15 protein-coding genes are annotated in these 15,173 nt (G+C 42.5%); 9 read left to right on the top strand and 6 right to left on the bottom strand.

Annotation, left to right across the window (positions count from 1 at the left end; all coding sequences use genetic code 11):
• The first annotated feature begins 8 nt into the window (after positions 1 to 8).
• The 4 genes from EW142_RS10270 (at position 9) to EW142_RS10285 (ending at position 4,502) form a co-directional block, all read left to right on the top strand.
• Positions 9 to 1,166 (top strand): homogentisate 1,2-dioxygenase, encoded by a 1,158-nt coding sequence (locus tag EW142_RS10270; protein WP_130613545.1) that lies wholly within the window; start codon positions 9 to 11, stop codon positions 1,164 to 1,166.
• 101 nt (positions 1,167 to 1,267) lie between these two features.
• Positions 1,268 to 2,488 carry a fumarylacetoacetase gene (fahA, locus tag EW142_RS10275; protein ID WP_130613547.1) on the top strand — a complete coding sequence of 407 codons (1,221 nt, stop codon included), beginning with the start codon at positions 1,268 to 1,270 and terminating at the stop codon, positions 2,486 to 2,488.
• Positions 2,485 to 3,387 carry a flavin reductase family protein gene (locus tag EW142_RS10280; protein WP_130613549.1) on the top strand — a complete coding sequence of 301 codons (903 nt, stop codon included), beginning with the start codon at positions 2,485 to 2,487 and terminating at the stop codon, positions 3,385 to 3,387. The genes fahA and EW142_RS10280 overlap by 4 nt, the downstream gene beginning before the upstream one ends.
• A gap of 2 nt (positions 3,388 to 3,389) precedes the next feature.
• Complete coding sequence (locus tag EW142_RS10285; protein WP_130613550.1) at positions 3,390 to 4,502, top strand: pyridoxal phosphate-dependent aminotransferase; 1,113 nt, start codon at positions 3,390 to 3,392, stop codon at positions 4,500 to 4,502.
• Between the two features lie 26 nt (positions 4,503 to 4,528).
• Here the strand turns inward: EW142_RS10285 and EW142_RS10290 are convergent, their stop codons facing one another.
• Both EW142_RS10290 and EW142_RS10295 read right to left on the bottom strand, forming a co-directional pair.
• Positions 4,529 to 5,032 carry a lipocalin family protein gene (locus tag EW142_RS10290; RefSeq protein WP_130613552.1) on the bottom strand — a complete coding sequence of 168 codons (504 nt, stop codon included), beginning with the start codon at positions 5,030 to 5,032 and terminating at the stop codon, positions 4,529 to 4,531.
• A 73-nt stretch (positions 5,033 to 5,105) separates the two neighbouring features.
• On the bottom strand, positions 5,106 to 7,769 hold the full coding sequence (locus EW142_RS10295) for a DUF5916 domain-containing protein (RefSeq protein ID WP_130613554.1): 2,664 nt from the start codon (positions 7,767 to 7,769) through the stop codon (positions 5,106 to 5,108).
• 248 nt (positions 7,770 to 8,017) lie between these two features.
• Between EW142_RS10295 and rplM the strand changes: the two genes are divergently transcribed.
• From rplM to tsf, 4 genes are all read left to right on the top strand, one after another.
• Positions 8,018 to 8,473: a 50S ribosomal protein L13 gene (gene rplM / locus EW142_RS10300; protein ID WP_130613556.1), complete on the top strand. Its 456-nt coding sequence runs from the start codon at positions 8,018 to 8,020 to the stop codon at positions 8,471 to 8,473.
• A complete protein-coding gene (rpsI, locus tag EW142_RS10305) occupies positions 8,473 to 8,859 on the top strand; it encodes a 30S ribosomal protein S9 (RefSeq protein WP_130613558.1) in 387 nt (128 codons plus the stop codon). The genes rplM and rpsI overlap by 1 nt, the downstream gene beginning before the upstream one ends.
• A gap of 209 nt (positions 8,860 to 9,068) precedes the next feature.
• Positions 9,069 to 10,220 (top strand): 30S ribosomal protein S2, encoded by a 1,152-nt coding sequence (gene rpsB, locus EW142_RS10310; RefSeq protein WP_130613560.1) that lies wholly within the window; start codon positions 9,069 to 9,071, stop codon positions 10,218 to 10,220.
• Between the two features lie 79 nt (positions 10,221 to 10,299).
• Complete coding sequence (gene tsf, locus EW142_RS10315) at positions 10,300 to 11,124, top strand: translation elongation factor Ts (RefSeq protein WP_130613562.1); 825 nt, start codon at positions 10,300 to 10,302, stop codon at positions 11,122 to 11,124.
• Between the two features lie 69 nt (positions 11,125 to 11,193).
• On the opposite strand, the gene EW142_RS10320 is transcribed toward tsf, so the two are convergent.
• The 4 genes from EW142_RS10320 to EW142_RS10335 all read right to left on the bottom strand — a co-directional run bounded on the left by EW142_RS10320 (position 11,194) and on the right by EW142_RS10335 (position 14,290).
• Entirely contained in the window at positions 11,194 to 12,003 is an 810-nt protein-coding gene (locus EW142_RS10320) for a DUF4097 family beta strand repeat-containing protein (RefSeq protein ID WP_165395256.1), read from the bottom strand.
• A gap of 4 nt (positions 12,004 to 12,007) precedes the next feature.
• Positions 12,008 to 12,868: a DUF4097 family beta strand repeat-containing protein gene (locus EW142_RS10325; protein WP_205783250.1), complete on the bottom strand. Its 861-nt coding sequence runs from the start codon at positions 12,866 to 12,868 to the stop codon at positions 12,008 to 12,010.
• 67 nt (positions 12,869 to 12,935) lie between these two features.
• The gene (locus tag EW142_RS10330) at positions 12,936 to 13,733 is read right to left on the bottom strand and encodes a HEAT repeat domain-containing protein (RefSeq protein ID WP_165395257.1); all 798 of its coding nucleotides are present in this window, start codon (positions 13,731 to 13,733) and stop codon (positions 12,936 to 12,938) included.
• Between the two features lie 2 nt (positions 13,734 to 13,735).
• Positions 13,736 to 14,290, bottom strand: coding sequence for an RNA polymerase sigma factor (locus tag EW142_RS10335; RefSeq protein ID WP_130613570.1), 555 nt, complete (start codon positions 14,288 to 14,290; stop codon positions 13,736 to 13,738).
• A gap of 160 nt (positions 14,291 to 14,450) precedes the next feature.
• Here EW142_RS10335 and pyrH point away from each other — a divergent pair, with 160 nt between their 5' ends.
• Positions 14,451 to 15,158, top strand: coding sequence for a UMP kinase (pyrH, locus tag EW142_RS10340; RefSeq protein ID WP_130613572.1), 708 nt, complete (start codon positions 14,451 to 14,453; stop codon positions 15,156 to 15,158).
• The last annotated feature ends 15 nt before the right edge of the window (positions 15,159 to 15,173 follow it).

Consider the following 15,173-nt stretch of genomic DNA (forward strand, 5'->3'; position numbering starts at 1 on the left):
GTTACAGTATGCCGATTTATCATAAACTCGGAAAAATTCCGCAAAAGCGGCACACCCAATTCGAAAAACCTGATGGAAGCCTGTATTACGAGCAATTGTTCGGCACCATCGGTTTTGATGGGATGTCGTCCCTATTGTACCATATCCACAGGCCGACCCAAGTCAAGGAAGTCGGAGAGCCTTTGGACATGAGTCCCAAAATAGCGGTAGAAAAGAACATTACCTCAAGAAAGCTTATCGGTTTTGATGTAGAGCCCAAAAAAGACTTTTTGGAATCCCGGGAACCGCTTTTGGTGAACAGTGATGTCCATGTTGGGCTGGCCGCTCCCAAGCAATCCATGAGTAGCTATTTTTACAAGAATGCGGACGCTGATGAAATGCTATTTATCCATAAAGGTTCAGGTACGTTAAAAACCTTTTTGGGCAACATTCCCTTTGAATATGGGGATTACCTCATCATCCCTCGAGGGATGATTTACCAAATTGAATTTGATACCGAGGATAACCGCATTTTATACGCAGAGTCTTTTCATCCCATATATACCCCAAAACGCTATCGCAATTGGTTTGGACAATTATTGGAGCATTCCCCCTTCTGCGAACGGGACTATAAATTACCTCAAGACTTGGAGGCGCATGATGAAACTGGGGAGTTTTTGATGAAAATCAAAAAGCAGGGCATGTTGCATAGCTTGGTGTATGCTACACATCCATTTGATGTGGTCGGTTGGGATGGGTACAACTTCCCTTATGGATTTTCCATTCACAATTTTGAACCCATAACAGGCCGTGTTCACCAACCGCCTCCAGTGCACCAGACCTTTGAAACCGGTACGTTTGTAATTTGTTCGTTCTGCCCAAGATTGTATGATTACCACCCTAAGGCCATACCTGCTCCATACAACCACTCCAATATCGATTCTGACGAGGTGTTGTATTATGTAGACGGTGATTTTATGAGCCGCACGGGAATCGGCCCTGGATATATTTCGTTGCATCCAGCTGGGATTCCCCATGGACCGCATCCAGGAACCTATGAGGCGAGCATTGGAAAAAAAGGCACTGAAGAATTAGCGGTCATGATTGACACCTTCAAACCTTTACAAGTCACCGAAAACGCCCTCAGGATTGATGATGGTGAATACTATAAATCCTGGATAGAATAAGAGATTTTATTGAAAAACCGATGTCATTTCGAAGTGAACAAGCCGATTGAGAAGTCTTTTTTAGGTTTCTCCCTTACGCTCGAAATGACAAAAAAGCTATTATGATCATAAACATACCCGAAAACTCAGATTTTTCAATCCATAATCTTCCTTTTGGAATATTTTCAACATCAGACCGAAGTCCTCGAGCCGGCATAGCCATAGGAGAACATATATTGGACTTGGCAGCCCTTGGTGAGTTGAACGTATTTGATTTTAATCCCGCGGTTTTCAAAAAAGAAGTTTTGAATGACTTTATCGGATTGGGAAAAGCAGTTACCTCCATGGTACGAAAAGAAGTTCAGCATTGGCTGCAAGATGACGATTCCATATTGGCCAATAAACCAGAACTTTTTGTCAAGCAACAGGAAGCGACTATGCACATGCCAGTGCATGTTGGGGACTACACAGATTTTTACTCGAGCATTGAACACGCTACCAATGTTGGAAAGATGTTTCGTGACCCCGAAAATGCCCTTTTGCCCAATTGGAAGCATATTCCTGTTGGATACCATGGCAGGGCCAGTTCCATAGTGGTAAGTGGAGAACCCATTCGTCGTCCAAAGGGACAGACCCTTCCCAAAGATTCCAAAACTCCTGTTTTTGGTCCTTCACAACGTTTGGATTTTGAACTGGAAGTAGGATTTATATGTGGAAAGAATACCGAGATGGGAGAATCTGTTTCTACAAGTGATGCTGAGGATTACATTTTCGGATTGGTTCTGTTCAATGATTGGTCTGCCAGGGACATTCAGAAATGGGAATATGTTCCATTGGGGCCCTTCTTGGCAAAAAACTTTGCCTCTTCCATTTCTCCTTGGATTGTTACTTTGGAAGCTTTGGAACCTTTCCGCGTTGCAGGACCTGCGCAGGAGCCCAAGGTATTGTCCTATTTGGAATATGAAGGTCAAAAAAATTATGATGTCAATTTGGAAGTGGGAGTTGCTCCAGAAAGCGGTGAAGAAACCACGGTTTGCCGTAGTAATTTTAAGCACATGTACTGGAACATGGCCCAGCAGTTGACCCATCACACGGTAAATGGATGTAATATCCATGTTGGGGATATGATGGCTTCCGGAACCATTTCGGGAAAAGAAGAGAATTCATTTGGTTCTATGTTGGAACTTGCGTGGATGGGAACCAAACCCATTCAAATGAAAGATGGCTCCGAACGAAAGTTCATTAATGACGGGGATACGGTCATTATGCGAGGATATGCTCAAAAAGGCGATATTCGTGTTGGATTTGGAGAAGTCTCCTCAAAAGTCCTTCCTGCAAAATGACAAAAACCATACATCCCGACGAAATTCCACAGCCAGACCTGCATGGGATTTTATTGACTGCAGTGGCCCCACGACCCATCTGCTTTGCAAGTACAGTTGATGCCGAGGGCAACGTAAATTTGAGCCCCTTTAGCTATTTTAATGTATTTAGCTCAAATCCGCCTGTCTTGATTTTTTCTCCGGCTAGAAGTGGACGGGACAATACACACAAACATTCCTACCTTAACGTGAAGGAAGTTCCCGAGGTAGTCATCAACATCGTGAACCATCCTATTGTGGAGCAAATGTCACTTTCCAGCACTGCATACGAACGAGGTGTGGATGAATTTATAAAATCTGGGTTGACTCCGGTGGCCAGTGACAAGGTTAAACCGCCGCGGGTTGGTGAAGCTCCGGTCTCATTTGAATGCACCGTGCAACAAACCATTGAACTCGCGGAAGAACCAGGGGCAGGCAACTTAATCATCGCCAAAGTGGAACTTATTCATATCAATGAAAACTATTTGAACGACCAAGGTAAGCTTGATACTCAAAAATTGGACTTGGTGGGCAGAATGGGAGGAAGTTGGTACATCCGAGCTGCGGGGGATGCACTTTTCGAAATACCAAAACCCATACGCACCAAGGGAATTGGTGTGGATGCGCTTCCTGAGGGTATTCGAGAAAGCGATGTTCTTACTGGAAACAACTTGGGCCGTCTAGGGAATCTCGAAAAACTCCCTTCAGAAGAAGAAATCAAAAACATCCAACAAGATGACGAAGTTCGGATGATGGGCAAAAAAGTGGGAGACAATCCCGAGAAACTCAAAATGCAACTACATTGGTTGGCCCAACAGATTATAAATGAAGGAGAAACCGCAAAGGCCATGGCCGTTTTGCTTTATGCAGAAACTTTATAAGCATGGAAAACGGAATTGAGTCAATTTTCAAATCCTTTTTGGAACCCAAGGAGGTTTATAAAGGTGGAAAGAACATTCCAGCCGGCATCAACAAAAAAATCTATAAACTTTCCTCCAACGAAAATCCAATTGGGCAGTCCCCAAAGGCTACGGAGGCGCTAATCAAAGCAGCTCACGATGTAGCGATTTATCCAGACCAGACCGATATTCGGCTTCGCGAAGCATTGGTGGATGACTTTCAGGGTCAGCTCCATGTAAACCAATTCCTTTGTGGAAACAGTGGTTCTGAGGTTATCGATATGATTTTAAGGGCCTTTATCAATGAAGGCGACGAAGTGATTTATTCCAACCCATGTTTTTTGCCCTACTCCGTCTTTTCAAGATGGTATGGGGCCAAACAAGTGGATATCCGCCTTAAAAATTCTGATTACGCGTTGGATGTTGATGGAATTCTCAACGCCATTACGGATCGGACCAAAATCATATTTCTTACGAGTCCCAACAATCCCACTGGCACCTATGTTCCAAAATCGGTTTTGGAAGATTTTCTGAACCGGGTTCCCAAAAATATCATCATCGTATTTGATGAAGTGTATCGGCACTTTGCTGATGCTCCCGATTATGTGACAGCACTTCCTTATGTGTTGGCAGAACATAATGTTATTGGCATCAACAGCTTTTCAAAGACCTATGGTTTAGCTGGATTGCGTATTGGCTATTGCTACACCACTCAAAAAATTGCGACATACATTCGTCAGATTCATAAACCATTCCTTTTGCCTCTTACCTCAATCGAAGCGGGAATAGGTGCATTAAAGGATAAAGAATTTGTTGCCGAAACCGTTCGAACCGTACAAGTGGGTAGAAAGTTCTTGGCTAAAGCTTTTGATGAACTGGGCATTAAGTATTGGCCTTCCCAAGGTAACTTTTTCATCATTGACCCTCCCCTACCTGAATTTGAATTCACTGATTTTCTGATGAATGAGGGGGTAATGGTACGGCCAGTATCTCAATTTGGTGCCCCAGGAAAAGTACGGATCACCGTTGGCACCCAAGAAGCTAATGAAGCCTTGGTAGAAGCCCTTAAAAAAATAAAACCCCATCCGAAAGGATAGGGCTTACATCAAACAAGCTTGTTAATTTATTGTTTTGTGAAGACCGCGTCGGCCCCAGCGTAGTTGTTTTCATCGATGCTTTCCCCTGGAATGATCAGGATATTCCCATCTTCAAAAGCGATGGTGATCGTTTCCTCCTCCATATCTTCATTAATGAAGGTCAACTGGTTTCCTTCCAAGGACCAAGTTGTGGATTCTGTGGTGCTTTCTGTAGGACATGGAATATCCAAGCCGCCGACACCCACGTTGATGGACAGAAAATCGGCCTTGCTATCGGAAACGGCAGTACCGTCAGCGTTGAAGGTAAAGATGATCAAATCACAATCGATGCCTTGTAAAAAGCCGATAATTTCTTTTGCAAAATCCAAATCATCATTATCAGTGGTGCTATCGACGCGTAAATCGGTCAGCACCCAGGTTCCTACCAAATCATTGGTTCCGTTTTCATTGTTTCCGGAGTCGTCTTCATTGTCAGAAGAGCAAGAAAACACCAAAATCAGGGTGCAAAGCAGTAGACTTATCTTTTTCATTTTTTTTGTTTGTGGGGTTATAATAACCAATAGAACGAAAAAATGAGATAAATCGTACCCTCAAAAAAGAATTCTACAGAACGAATCGATAGGTTGCTTTTAACAAAAAGATGTTCTGTGGGGTTTGACCAAAGGCGTTGTCCCCCAAACTTCGTAAAAGGCCCTGCGTGGGATCTCCGTCCCTGGAGACATCTTGCGACCAGACCAAGAAAATTTCAGACCCTGGAATATACTCCCACCGAATCACCAAGTTAGACCTGAACTGAACAAAGGAAAAATCTGGGTCATCGAAACTAAAATCCACATCACCATTGAGGTTTTCATCGATTGAATAGGTGCCATCCGCCAAGGATATCTGATCACCAGAATATCCTAAAAACCGATTCTCGAAACGTTGTGCCGTGGCATCGGTAACGTGCTTAAAATTGGAATAACGCCCTCTAGAAATAAAAGGCTGTCCCCAATACTGAATCGTTAAATTTGGGTTTATTGTATAGTTGAACCGGAATGACATGCTTAGTGTACGCTGTTGAATTTCACCATTCAGATACCTCGGAGTACCCCCTACATCATCAAAATTGTCTATGAATTGCAACTTGTCATTGTTAATGCTCAAGGATGGAAAAGCAGAAACCCGAATTGCGTTAACCGGCTGATACACCAAACCCGCTTCAACATAATAGAAGCGATACGAGTTGTCCACAGCCTTCCGTCCCCTATGGAAGAAATTAAACCGTAGCTTTTTTCGATTATCGGTGCGAATCGAGTTCCAAAAACTCAATTCCGGTGAACGCCTTAGACGGGGCCCTCCTCTAAGCGCAAAATTGTCGTACTGTATCGGTGCATAATTAAATCCAAAGTTGGAAAACCAGTTATTTTCCCAGTTCTGCCAGCTATTGGTATTAAATCGAAGACTGTTATGATTGCCATTAAAGTCCCATGCGCTCCAATGGTTGTAGTTGATTCCTACACGACGAAAAGTGCTATCGGGCTTTAAGGTCTGATAACCTATCCAGGTATAATGACGGATATCGTCAGATTGTCTTTGAAAACCAATATCGTTCAATTCCAACTCCGGGGACCTCCAAGTACCTCCAGTCTCAAATCGCCAATGCCCATTTCCTATTTTTCCAATTTGAAGGTTCCCTGCAGTACCTGTAAGTGAAGTTCTATCAGCTTCGACCTCCACGTGGTCAGCATCCACCCTTTGAAATAGGTGGGTTATGGATTCTTGGGTATTCTGGATGGCCTCCTCACTGCCTTCCACACGACTGAAAATCATGTTTCCCTCAACATACCAATCCCGATTATTCCACTGATGCTTAAAATCCACCCCGCCAGTATAAGCCGAACGATGCAAAAAGTTCAACTCATCGGTAAGGTTATCCCGATTGGTTGCCGTGAATATGCCTCCGATATAGGAATTGCGATCATTGAAGTCTTTCTGTAAACGCCCGACAAAATAATTGGTCAAGGGCTCCACCATCTCTCTTCTTCCGTTCCCATCCTCATCAACAATGGAAGCATAGCGCTTGGCCGTTACGCTTTCCAAAACCCCTATGGCCCAGCCATCCCTTGTTTTGCCGCTGAATTTTGCAGCACCTATTATAGGTGTATTGTCGGGCTGGTCAATAAACTCATTATCCGCGGTATCGGGCGAGCCCTGCGGACTCCTTCCAATTCGTCTGGAATAAAAAACATTGTCAAACCCGAAAGTGTTTCCCGCTTCCGATTGGGAAACGTTGAAGTCGAAAATATTTTTGTTTTCCACGAAAAATGGACGCTGTTCACGAAAAAATATCTGAAATCCATCCAAAGCAATGGCCGATGGGTCTGCTTCCACCTGGCCAAAATCTGGATTTACAGTAAGGTCAAGCGTAAGATCGTTGGTCACTCCAATTTTGGCATCGAGACCAACCGTGATGTCGCTTTCATTACCATCCCTAAAGGGATTTCCTTCTTCCGCCTCATACGTTTCGCCACTGGTTACCGTATAGGGTTGAACTTCGAGTTGTTTTTGGGGTTCAATGTTTTTTAGGCCATGCAGTTCCCCAAACTCACTGACCCAACCTGGCTGATCAATGGGTTTCCGTTGCCAAAGTGATCGCTCCTCTGCCCTAAAAAATCGTCTTGTGGATTGAAGTCCCCACACCTGGTCATCTGAACCACTAAATTTCAATTGGCTCAGTGGAATCTTCAACTCTGCCGTCCATCCTTCTTCATCCACATTGGTTTTGGTGTACCAAATAGGGTTCCAACTACCATCCCAATTGCTGCCATTGTTCGATACAAACTCATCTCCCTTCACCCCTGCAGCTGTAACGGTAAACGAAAATGCCGTACGTTGATCATGGTAACTATCGATGTTAAACTCGACCCAATCACCGTCAAAACCATCTCTTCGCGAAAGTCGTTTTACAATCTTGTCGGGTTCTTCGTCATAACAGCGCACTCCTATATAAAGGAATTTGGCGTCATACACGATTTTAAATTTGGTCTGATAACTGGGCGGCGTGTTTTCATCAGGCTGGAATTCAACATAATCTCCCGTCCACTCGACTATATTCCAGACTTGCTCGTCAAGCAGTCCATCGATGGCGGGTGGTTTTGCTTCGCCTATGGCTTGGGTTACATAAATTTTCTTGGCCACCACCTGCGTGGTATCTGGATTGGATGCATACGTGCTCGCCCAAAATAAAAGAATGAACAGGGCGGACAAGAGGGTTGGTTGTCTCACTGTTTACGTTTTTTGATTTGATTAGTTACAATAAAGACCATCCAAATTCGAAACAGTTACACTTTAACATAGAATTATTGCATTTTTAACAGTATTTAGGTTCATTGATTTGTCACTCTAATAAGACCTCCGGCAAGATTCTAAAAAAAGAAAAATATTCCGAATCAGGCATTTGTAATTCAATCTAATAATTGTACATTTGCAGCCCGTTTAACGAATTAGGTTATTAAACGATTAATATTGTAGAAGTGGATACATTAAGTTACAAGACGATTTCCGCCAATAAATCAACCGTTTCAAAAGAATGGTTGTTGGTTGATGCAGAGGGGCAAACCTTGGGTAGGTTGGCTTCAAAAGTGGCCAAGCTCCTTAGAGGAAAACATAAAACCAATTTTACCCCCCATGTTGATTGTGGTGACAACGTTATTGTAATCAATGCTGAGAAAATCAATCTATCAGGCAACAAGTGGGCAGATAAAACTTACCAAAGATATACAGGATATCCTGGGGGTCAGCGTGAGACTACCGCGATTGAAATGTTGGACAAACAGCCAGAGCGTATTGTTGAGAAGTCCATAAAGGGAATGCTTCCAAAAAACAGATTGGGTGCTGATCTTTTTAGAAACTTAAAAGTATATGCCGGGACTGAGCACGGACATGATGCGCAAAAACCAAGAGCAATAAACTTAAACGACTACAAATAATGGAAGTTGTTCACAAGATAGGAAGAAGAAAAACTGCAGTAGCTAGAGTATATCTTTCTGAAGGAAAGGGAAACATCACTGTAAACAAAAAAGATTACAAGGACTATTTTTCTACAGCTACTTTACAATACAAAGTTCAACAAGCTTTTGCATTAACTGGCAATGAAGACAGTTACGATGTAAAAGTCAATGTTTATGGAGGAGGAATTACTGGCCAAGCCGAAGCTATTCGATTGGCATTGTCCAGGGCCATGTGTGAAATCAACGAAGAGAACCGAACTGTTCTTAAGCCTGAAGGTCTATTAACAAGGGATCCAAGGATGGTTGAACGTAAGAAGTTTGGTCAGAAGAAAGCGCGTAAGAAATTCCAATTCTCCAAGCGTTAAGAATTTTTTGGGTGTTTCGACACCTTTATTATATAGGTTCATTGAAAACCCTGAAACGTTTCAGGGTTATATTTTAAAACAAGTTGTCGTTGTTCCAAAGAGCAATAATCAACTTTTTGGATACTAGTTTAGCATCTAAATGGATGGGGCGAACGAAAGTGACCACCCACTCATTGCTACTACAACGGAACGTAAACTAAGTACAAAAAATGGCAAGCAAAACTGAAGTCAAAGACTTACTTGAAGCTGGTGTGCATTTTGGGCACCTAACCAGAAAATGGAATCCGAACATGGCTCCTTACATCTACATGGAGCGTAACGGAATCCACGTTATCAATCTTTACAAAACCGTAGCAAAGCTGGACGAAGCCAAAGAGGCTTTGAAAAAAATTGCATCTTCCGGTAGAAAAATTCTTTTCGTAGCTACGAAAAAGCAGGCGAAGGACATCGTAGCTGATAAGGTGTCCAATGTAAACATGCCTTACATTACGGAGAGATGGCCAGGAGGTATGTTGACCAACTTTGTCACCATTCGAAAAGCTGTTAAGAAGATGGCAGCGATTGATCGAATGAAAAAAGATGGAACGTTCAACACACTTTCCAAAAAAGAAAGATTGCAGGTTGATCGTCTAAGGGCCAAATTGGAGAAAAACCTAGGTTCCATTGCTGACATGACCCGTTTGCCCGGGGCAATTTTCATCGTTGATACAATGAGAGAGCACATCGCAGTGAAGGAAGCACAAAAATTGAACATCCCAATTTTTGCCATGGTGGATACCAACTCTGACCCTCGACCTATTGATTTTGTAATCCCTGCCAATGATGATGCCGGAAAGTCCATTGAAGTTATCCTTACTGAGGTGACCGAAGCTGTGGCCGAAGGTTTGGCTGACCGCAAGAACGATAAGCAAGAAGAGAAAAAAGCTGCAACGGAAACGGCTGAAGCCGTAGCTGAAGCTCCAGCAAAGGAAGCTGCTCCGGCTCCTGCAGTTGAGGAAGAAAAAGTAACCGCAAAAGAGGTTAAGGAAGAAGCCGCCCCTGTTGAGGAGAAAAAAGAAAAAGTAGCTGAGCCAAAAGCAAAGAAGGAGGCTCCAGCCCCTGCTGCAGAGGTTGAGGACTTGACAAAAATAGAGGGTATTGGACCAAAAGCTGCTGAAGCATTGAACAACAATGGCATCAATACCTATGCAGACCTATCGAAAGCTAAAGCGGACAAAATCAAAGAGATTTTGACCGAGGCTAGCTCCCGAATGGCGCATTTAGATCCCACAACTTGGCCAAAACAAGCTAAAATGGCTGCTAATGGAAAATGGGACGAGCTAAAAGAATGGCAAGAAAAAGCCAAAGGAGGTGTGGAATAGAGCGATGCAATTAAGCATTGACCTAAACCCATATTCATTGACACTTTTTTACTTTATATAATTTTAAACGAGAAAGAAAATGGCAAACATTACCGCCGCAGACGTAAATAAATTAAGAAAAATGACCGGGGCTGGAATGATGGATTGCAAGAAAGCCCTAGTTGAAGCTGAAGGTGATTTTGATAAAGCAATTGAAATCCTTAGAAAGAAAGGACAAAAAGTTGCTGCCAAGAGAGCCGATAGAGATTCTTCTGAAGGTGCTGCAATTGCAAAAGTCAGTACAGACCAATCCAGTGGAGTCATTATTTCTTTGAATTGTGAAACTGACTTCGTTGCCAAAAATGACACCTTTGTCAGCTTGGCCAACGAGCTTGCCGAATTGGCCTTGGATTACGATAGCAAAGATTCTTTTCTTAGTGCACCTTATAACGGGATTACCGTATCTGAAAAGTTAACGGAACAAACTGGTGTAATTGGTGAAAAAATCGAGATTGGAAGCTTTGAGCGATTGAATGCCCCTTTTGTTGGGTCTTATATACACGCCGGAAACAAAATTGCAACCTTGGTAGGTTTATCTGCAGCGGTTGACGGTTCTGCTGAAGCAGCCAAAGATGTGGCTATGCAAGCAGCTGCCATGAATCCTGTTGCTTTGAATGAAGATGGTGTGGATCAATCCATCATTGACAAAGAAATCGAGATTGCAAAAGACCAATTGCGTCAGGAAGGAAAGCCGGAGGCTATGTTGGAAAATATCGCAAAAGGAAAACTGAAGCGTTTCTTCAAGGATAATACTTTGGTGAACCAAGCTTTCATTAAAGACAGCAAACAAAGTGTTGCCCAATATGTAAAATCTGTGGATTCCAATTTGGAAGTAACCGGATTTCAGAGGGTAGCTTTGGGATAAGCAAAACGTAACTTCATAAAAAAGCCGCTTCTTGTTGGAAGCGGCTTTTTTCATTTTCATGCGTTGTACTTACCTCGATTTTATAAGGATATCACCATTGAAAGTTTTGAAGAGCATTTCTGGACCGCCACCATTAATGGTGCCGCGGACCCACTGCTCTATCTTTACCTTGTACTTCCCAGAAGACTTGCTCGTATCCACTTGTGGCTTATTATCTGACACAACCATATTAAAGTCGGTATATACATCTCCCATTTCCGATTTTGCCTTTATGTTTGCTTTTAGCGAACTTGGAAAAGTAACCTCCACATCACCATTAAAACTGCTAAAGGCCATGTTGTCTTGATTCGCAATACGGTCGAAACTTACCTTGACTTCACCATTGGTTGTATTTGTAGTCACAGAGCCACTTACATTATCCAAGGTAATATGTCCGTTCACATTGCTGATTTCCAATGATCCCGTCACTCCTTTCACGTAAATATCCCCCTCATTCACAGTACTCAGCTTCAATGAAAAGTTAGCGGGAACCTTGATATCAAAGTCTGTTTTTTTGTTCCACGCCTCATTTTCAATTTGAACTATATTGTTTTTCTCCTCGGCACTTATATTGAGCCCTGAACCTCCTATTCGTTTGAGGCCCGCCTTGGTTTTTGTGGTTTTCACTTCATCTTCATCCACAGAAACCTTTACAATTACCTCCTTGCCTTCATAGGCATTTACTGTTATCGAACCTCTCACCTGTTCCACTTCCAAGAGACCCTCGTTACCAGGGGAACTCAATGGAATGGTAAACAAATCAATACTCTTTTCCTGTCCCGATATTCCGGTGGCGATACCCATAAACAGTATGGCCATAATCAACTTCAAATTTTTCATAGACTTATATCTTTTTAATGTATACATCTCCGTTCAGTGTTTCAAAATCAAAATCAATGTTGCCATTTCCTATTTGCACAACCGGTTTTGATTCATATCTATATTTGGGTTTATTTCCTTTACTGGATTCTTTATTGGTTTTCACAAATTGTTTGTTGATATCAAAATCAGTAAACATATCCCCGTTCATACTCTTAAAGGAAATATTGGCAGAAAGTGATTTTTGATAGGAGATGTTGATATCCCCATTCAAAGAGTAATACTCTGATGCCTCTGTGGGGTTGTCCGCATAGGATATGGTAACCGGTCCGTTGATGCAATTCACTTTGGTTTTCCCTGTAACATTGGTCAAGGTAATACCCCCATTTACATTGGCGGCCTTTAGGTAAGTGCCTTTGGTGTTTTTTACAACTACATCCCCGTCGTTTACACCACTTACCATAATCTTAACCGAATTTGGGACCTTAATGGTGAAATCCAATTGATGATCGTATGGCACTTCCTCATTATTGCACCAATTAAAGCTCAATTTCTCATCATCAAATTGGATGTAGGGAGCGTCGGGGCGAAGCACCACTCTATCCGACTCCTGAATAACTTTGAGCTGCAACTCTTTCTTGCCCAACTCAAGATCTGTAGCGGAGTCGGCCCAAATGGTTCGTTTGACATTCACCAACACCTGATTTCCTGAATACCCTTCAACCGAAATGGAACCGAAGAAATTTCGAATTATTAAAGTATTGGTGGGAACATTTTCCAAGCCCACTTCCTTCGTAATACGTTCTGAAAACTCTTTTTTCTGAGCCTCCGAACTTTGCATTCCCACCCAAAAGATGAGAAATAGCGATAAAATAATCTGTTTCATCATTTTGATTATTTGACTGTTCGTAATTTGATTTTTGTCTCAATGGAGACGGATTGATAAATAAACTCTAGATTATGGATTCAATGGAATTCTCGATTTTCTTCTTCACCGTTGTGTCCAAGGTCTTTTCTTTCAGCAATTGCCGGAATGGTTCGATGGAGGCCTTTTCTTGCAAGGCAACCATTAAGTTGGCCAAAGTAACCTGAAGAATGGGTGATTCTTGATGCGCTATGGACTGCACAAGTCCTTGCCTGACCAATGGATTCTCCAAATAGTTCGTCAATGACTCTATGGCCGCCAACCTCACATTCACGTTAGGGTCACCGTTCAGCGTTTGCAGCAGAGCCTTTACCACAATACTGTCCACCTTACTTATTTTATTGGCCTCACTGACGCCTTGCAGTCGCTGATTGGCCGATGGTTGTTCCAAAAGGGTCAACACAAGGCGCTGGCGAACCTCTTCGGCCTCATTCTCTGCTGCAACAACCTCCTGATTTGGAAAATTGGATTCTGCTGGATTAAGAAAATACCCTACTCCCAAACCGATACCCAGCAATAGGATACCATAGGCCAGTTTAGGTTTCCACATTTGGGAAAAGATTTCTAAGATCGAATTCCAAAAGGTATTCCTTGGTTCGTTTCCAATCTCCTTCGACAACATGGTGAAGAAAGTTTCATCCATTTCCGGTGAAGGTTCTGGCGTATCCAAGGCTTCCAAATGGGACCATGCCTTTGATAAATCGGCATATTCTTTTTGATAGGCTTCATTTTCACTCAGCAGCTTTTCAAATATCGCTCTATCCTCCTTTGAGATATCTCCACTTAGATAATCCATCAGCTTCATTTCAAATTTTTCCTTATCCATGGTCATGATATTTCCAGTTCTAAAAATATGGTTCTGAGCTCTTTAAGAGCTCTATGAACCCTTACTTTGGCCGCACCTTCTGTACAGTCCATAAATTCTGCCAATTCCTTAAACTTTAACCCTCGGTATTTGCTCATCATTAGAAGTTCCCTTTTATCATCGGACAGCTTGGCCAAAGCTCTTCGAAGCAATGCTGAATTACCTTCTTTTTCAATACCCTCATTAAAACCATCTTCCATTGGCTCCCCCAATTCCTCGGACGTTACATTGAGTGAGATACTTTCCTTGGCCATCTTTTTATGATAATCGTAGTTGACGTTTCTTGCCATTCGAAACATCCAGGCAGCAAACATGCCCTCACCTGTATATGAACCTTTGTACTTCACCATACGAACGAACACATTCTGAACCAAATCTTCGCTGACAGAGGGATTGTTGCCCAGATTATAGAAAAACCCAAACAGTCGCTTCTTATGGCGTTCGTAGAGTAGCCCCAGTTTGTCCAAGTCTCCAGATTTTACTTTTAACATGAGAGCGTTGTCCGTTAGGTCGTTCAAGTTGTTTACGTTTTTGGTTCGTTTTAGGATATACTGCGTCTTTTTGAAAAGGTTACAAAAAGTATAATTTTTTCATCATTTTTCCCCTAAAACCACTCATTAGGATGCTCGAAAGCCTAAATATTTTTGATTATTTTTGTCCGGATTTCAACACACCCACATGCAATACAAAAGAATTCTTTTAAAATTGAGCGGAGAAGCGCTCATGGGAGAACAGCAATACGGAATTGACGGAAAAAGGCTTGCCGAATATGCCGAGGAGATAAAAGCTGTTGTGGACAAGGGAATCGAAGTCGCTGTGGTTATCGGTGGCGGAAACATTTTTAGGGGTCTTTCGGGTGCCAGTCAAGGAATGGACCGAGTTCAGGGAGACCATATGGGTATGTTGGCGACAGTGATCAATGGTTTGGCCTTGCAAAGTGCACTGGAGCAAGTAGGTGTAGAAACAAGATTGCAATCTGCCATAAAAATCAATGAGGTAGCGGAGCCCTTTATTCGAAGAAGAGCGATACGACATCTTGAAAAAGGACGGGTAGTAATTTTTGGTGGTGGTACGGGCAACCCTTATTTTACAACAGATTCAGCCGCTGTGCTTAGAGCAATTGAAGTCAAGGCCGATGTCATCCTAAAAGGAACTCGTGTGGATGGAATTTATACCTCAGATCCAGAAAAGGATAAAAGTGCCACCAAATTTGACAATATTACCTTCAATGATGTAATTTCAAAAGGTCTTAAAGTGATGGACACAACGGCCTTCACCCTAAGTCAAGAAAATGAACTTCCCATTGTGGTTTTTGATATGAACACGAAAGGCAATCTCATGAAACTGGTCAATGGGGAGAAAATTGGAACCGTGGTCAATGTATAGATCGGCAAGCAATTT

This window comes from Flagellimonas allohymeniacidonis (assembly GCF_004296335.1).
Classification (GTDB): domain Bacteria; phylum Bacteroidota; class Bacteroidia; order Flavobacteriales; family Flavobacteriaceae; genus Flagellimonas; species Flagellimonas allohymeniacidonis.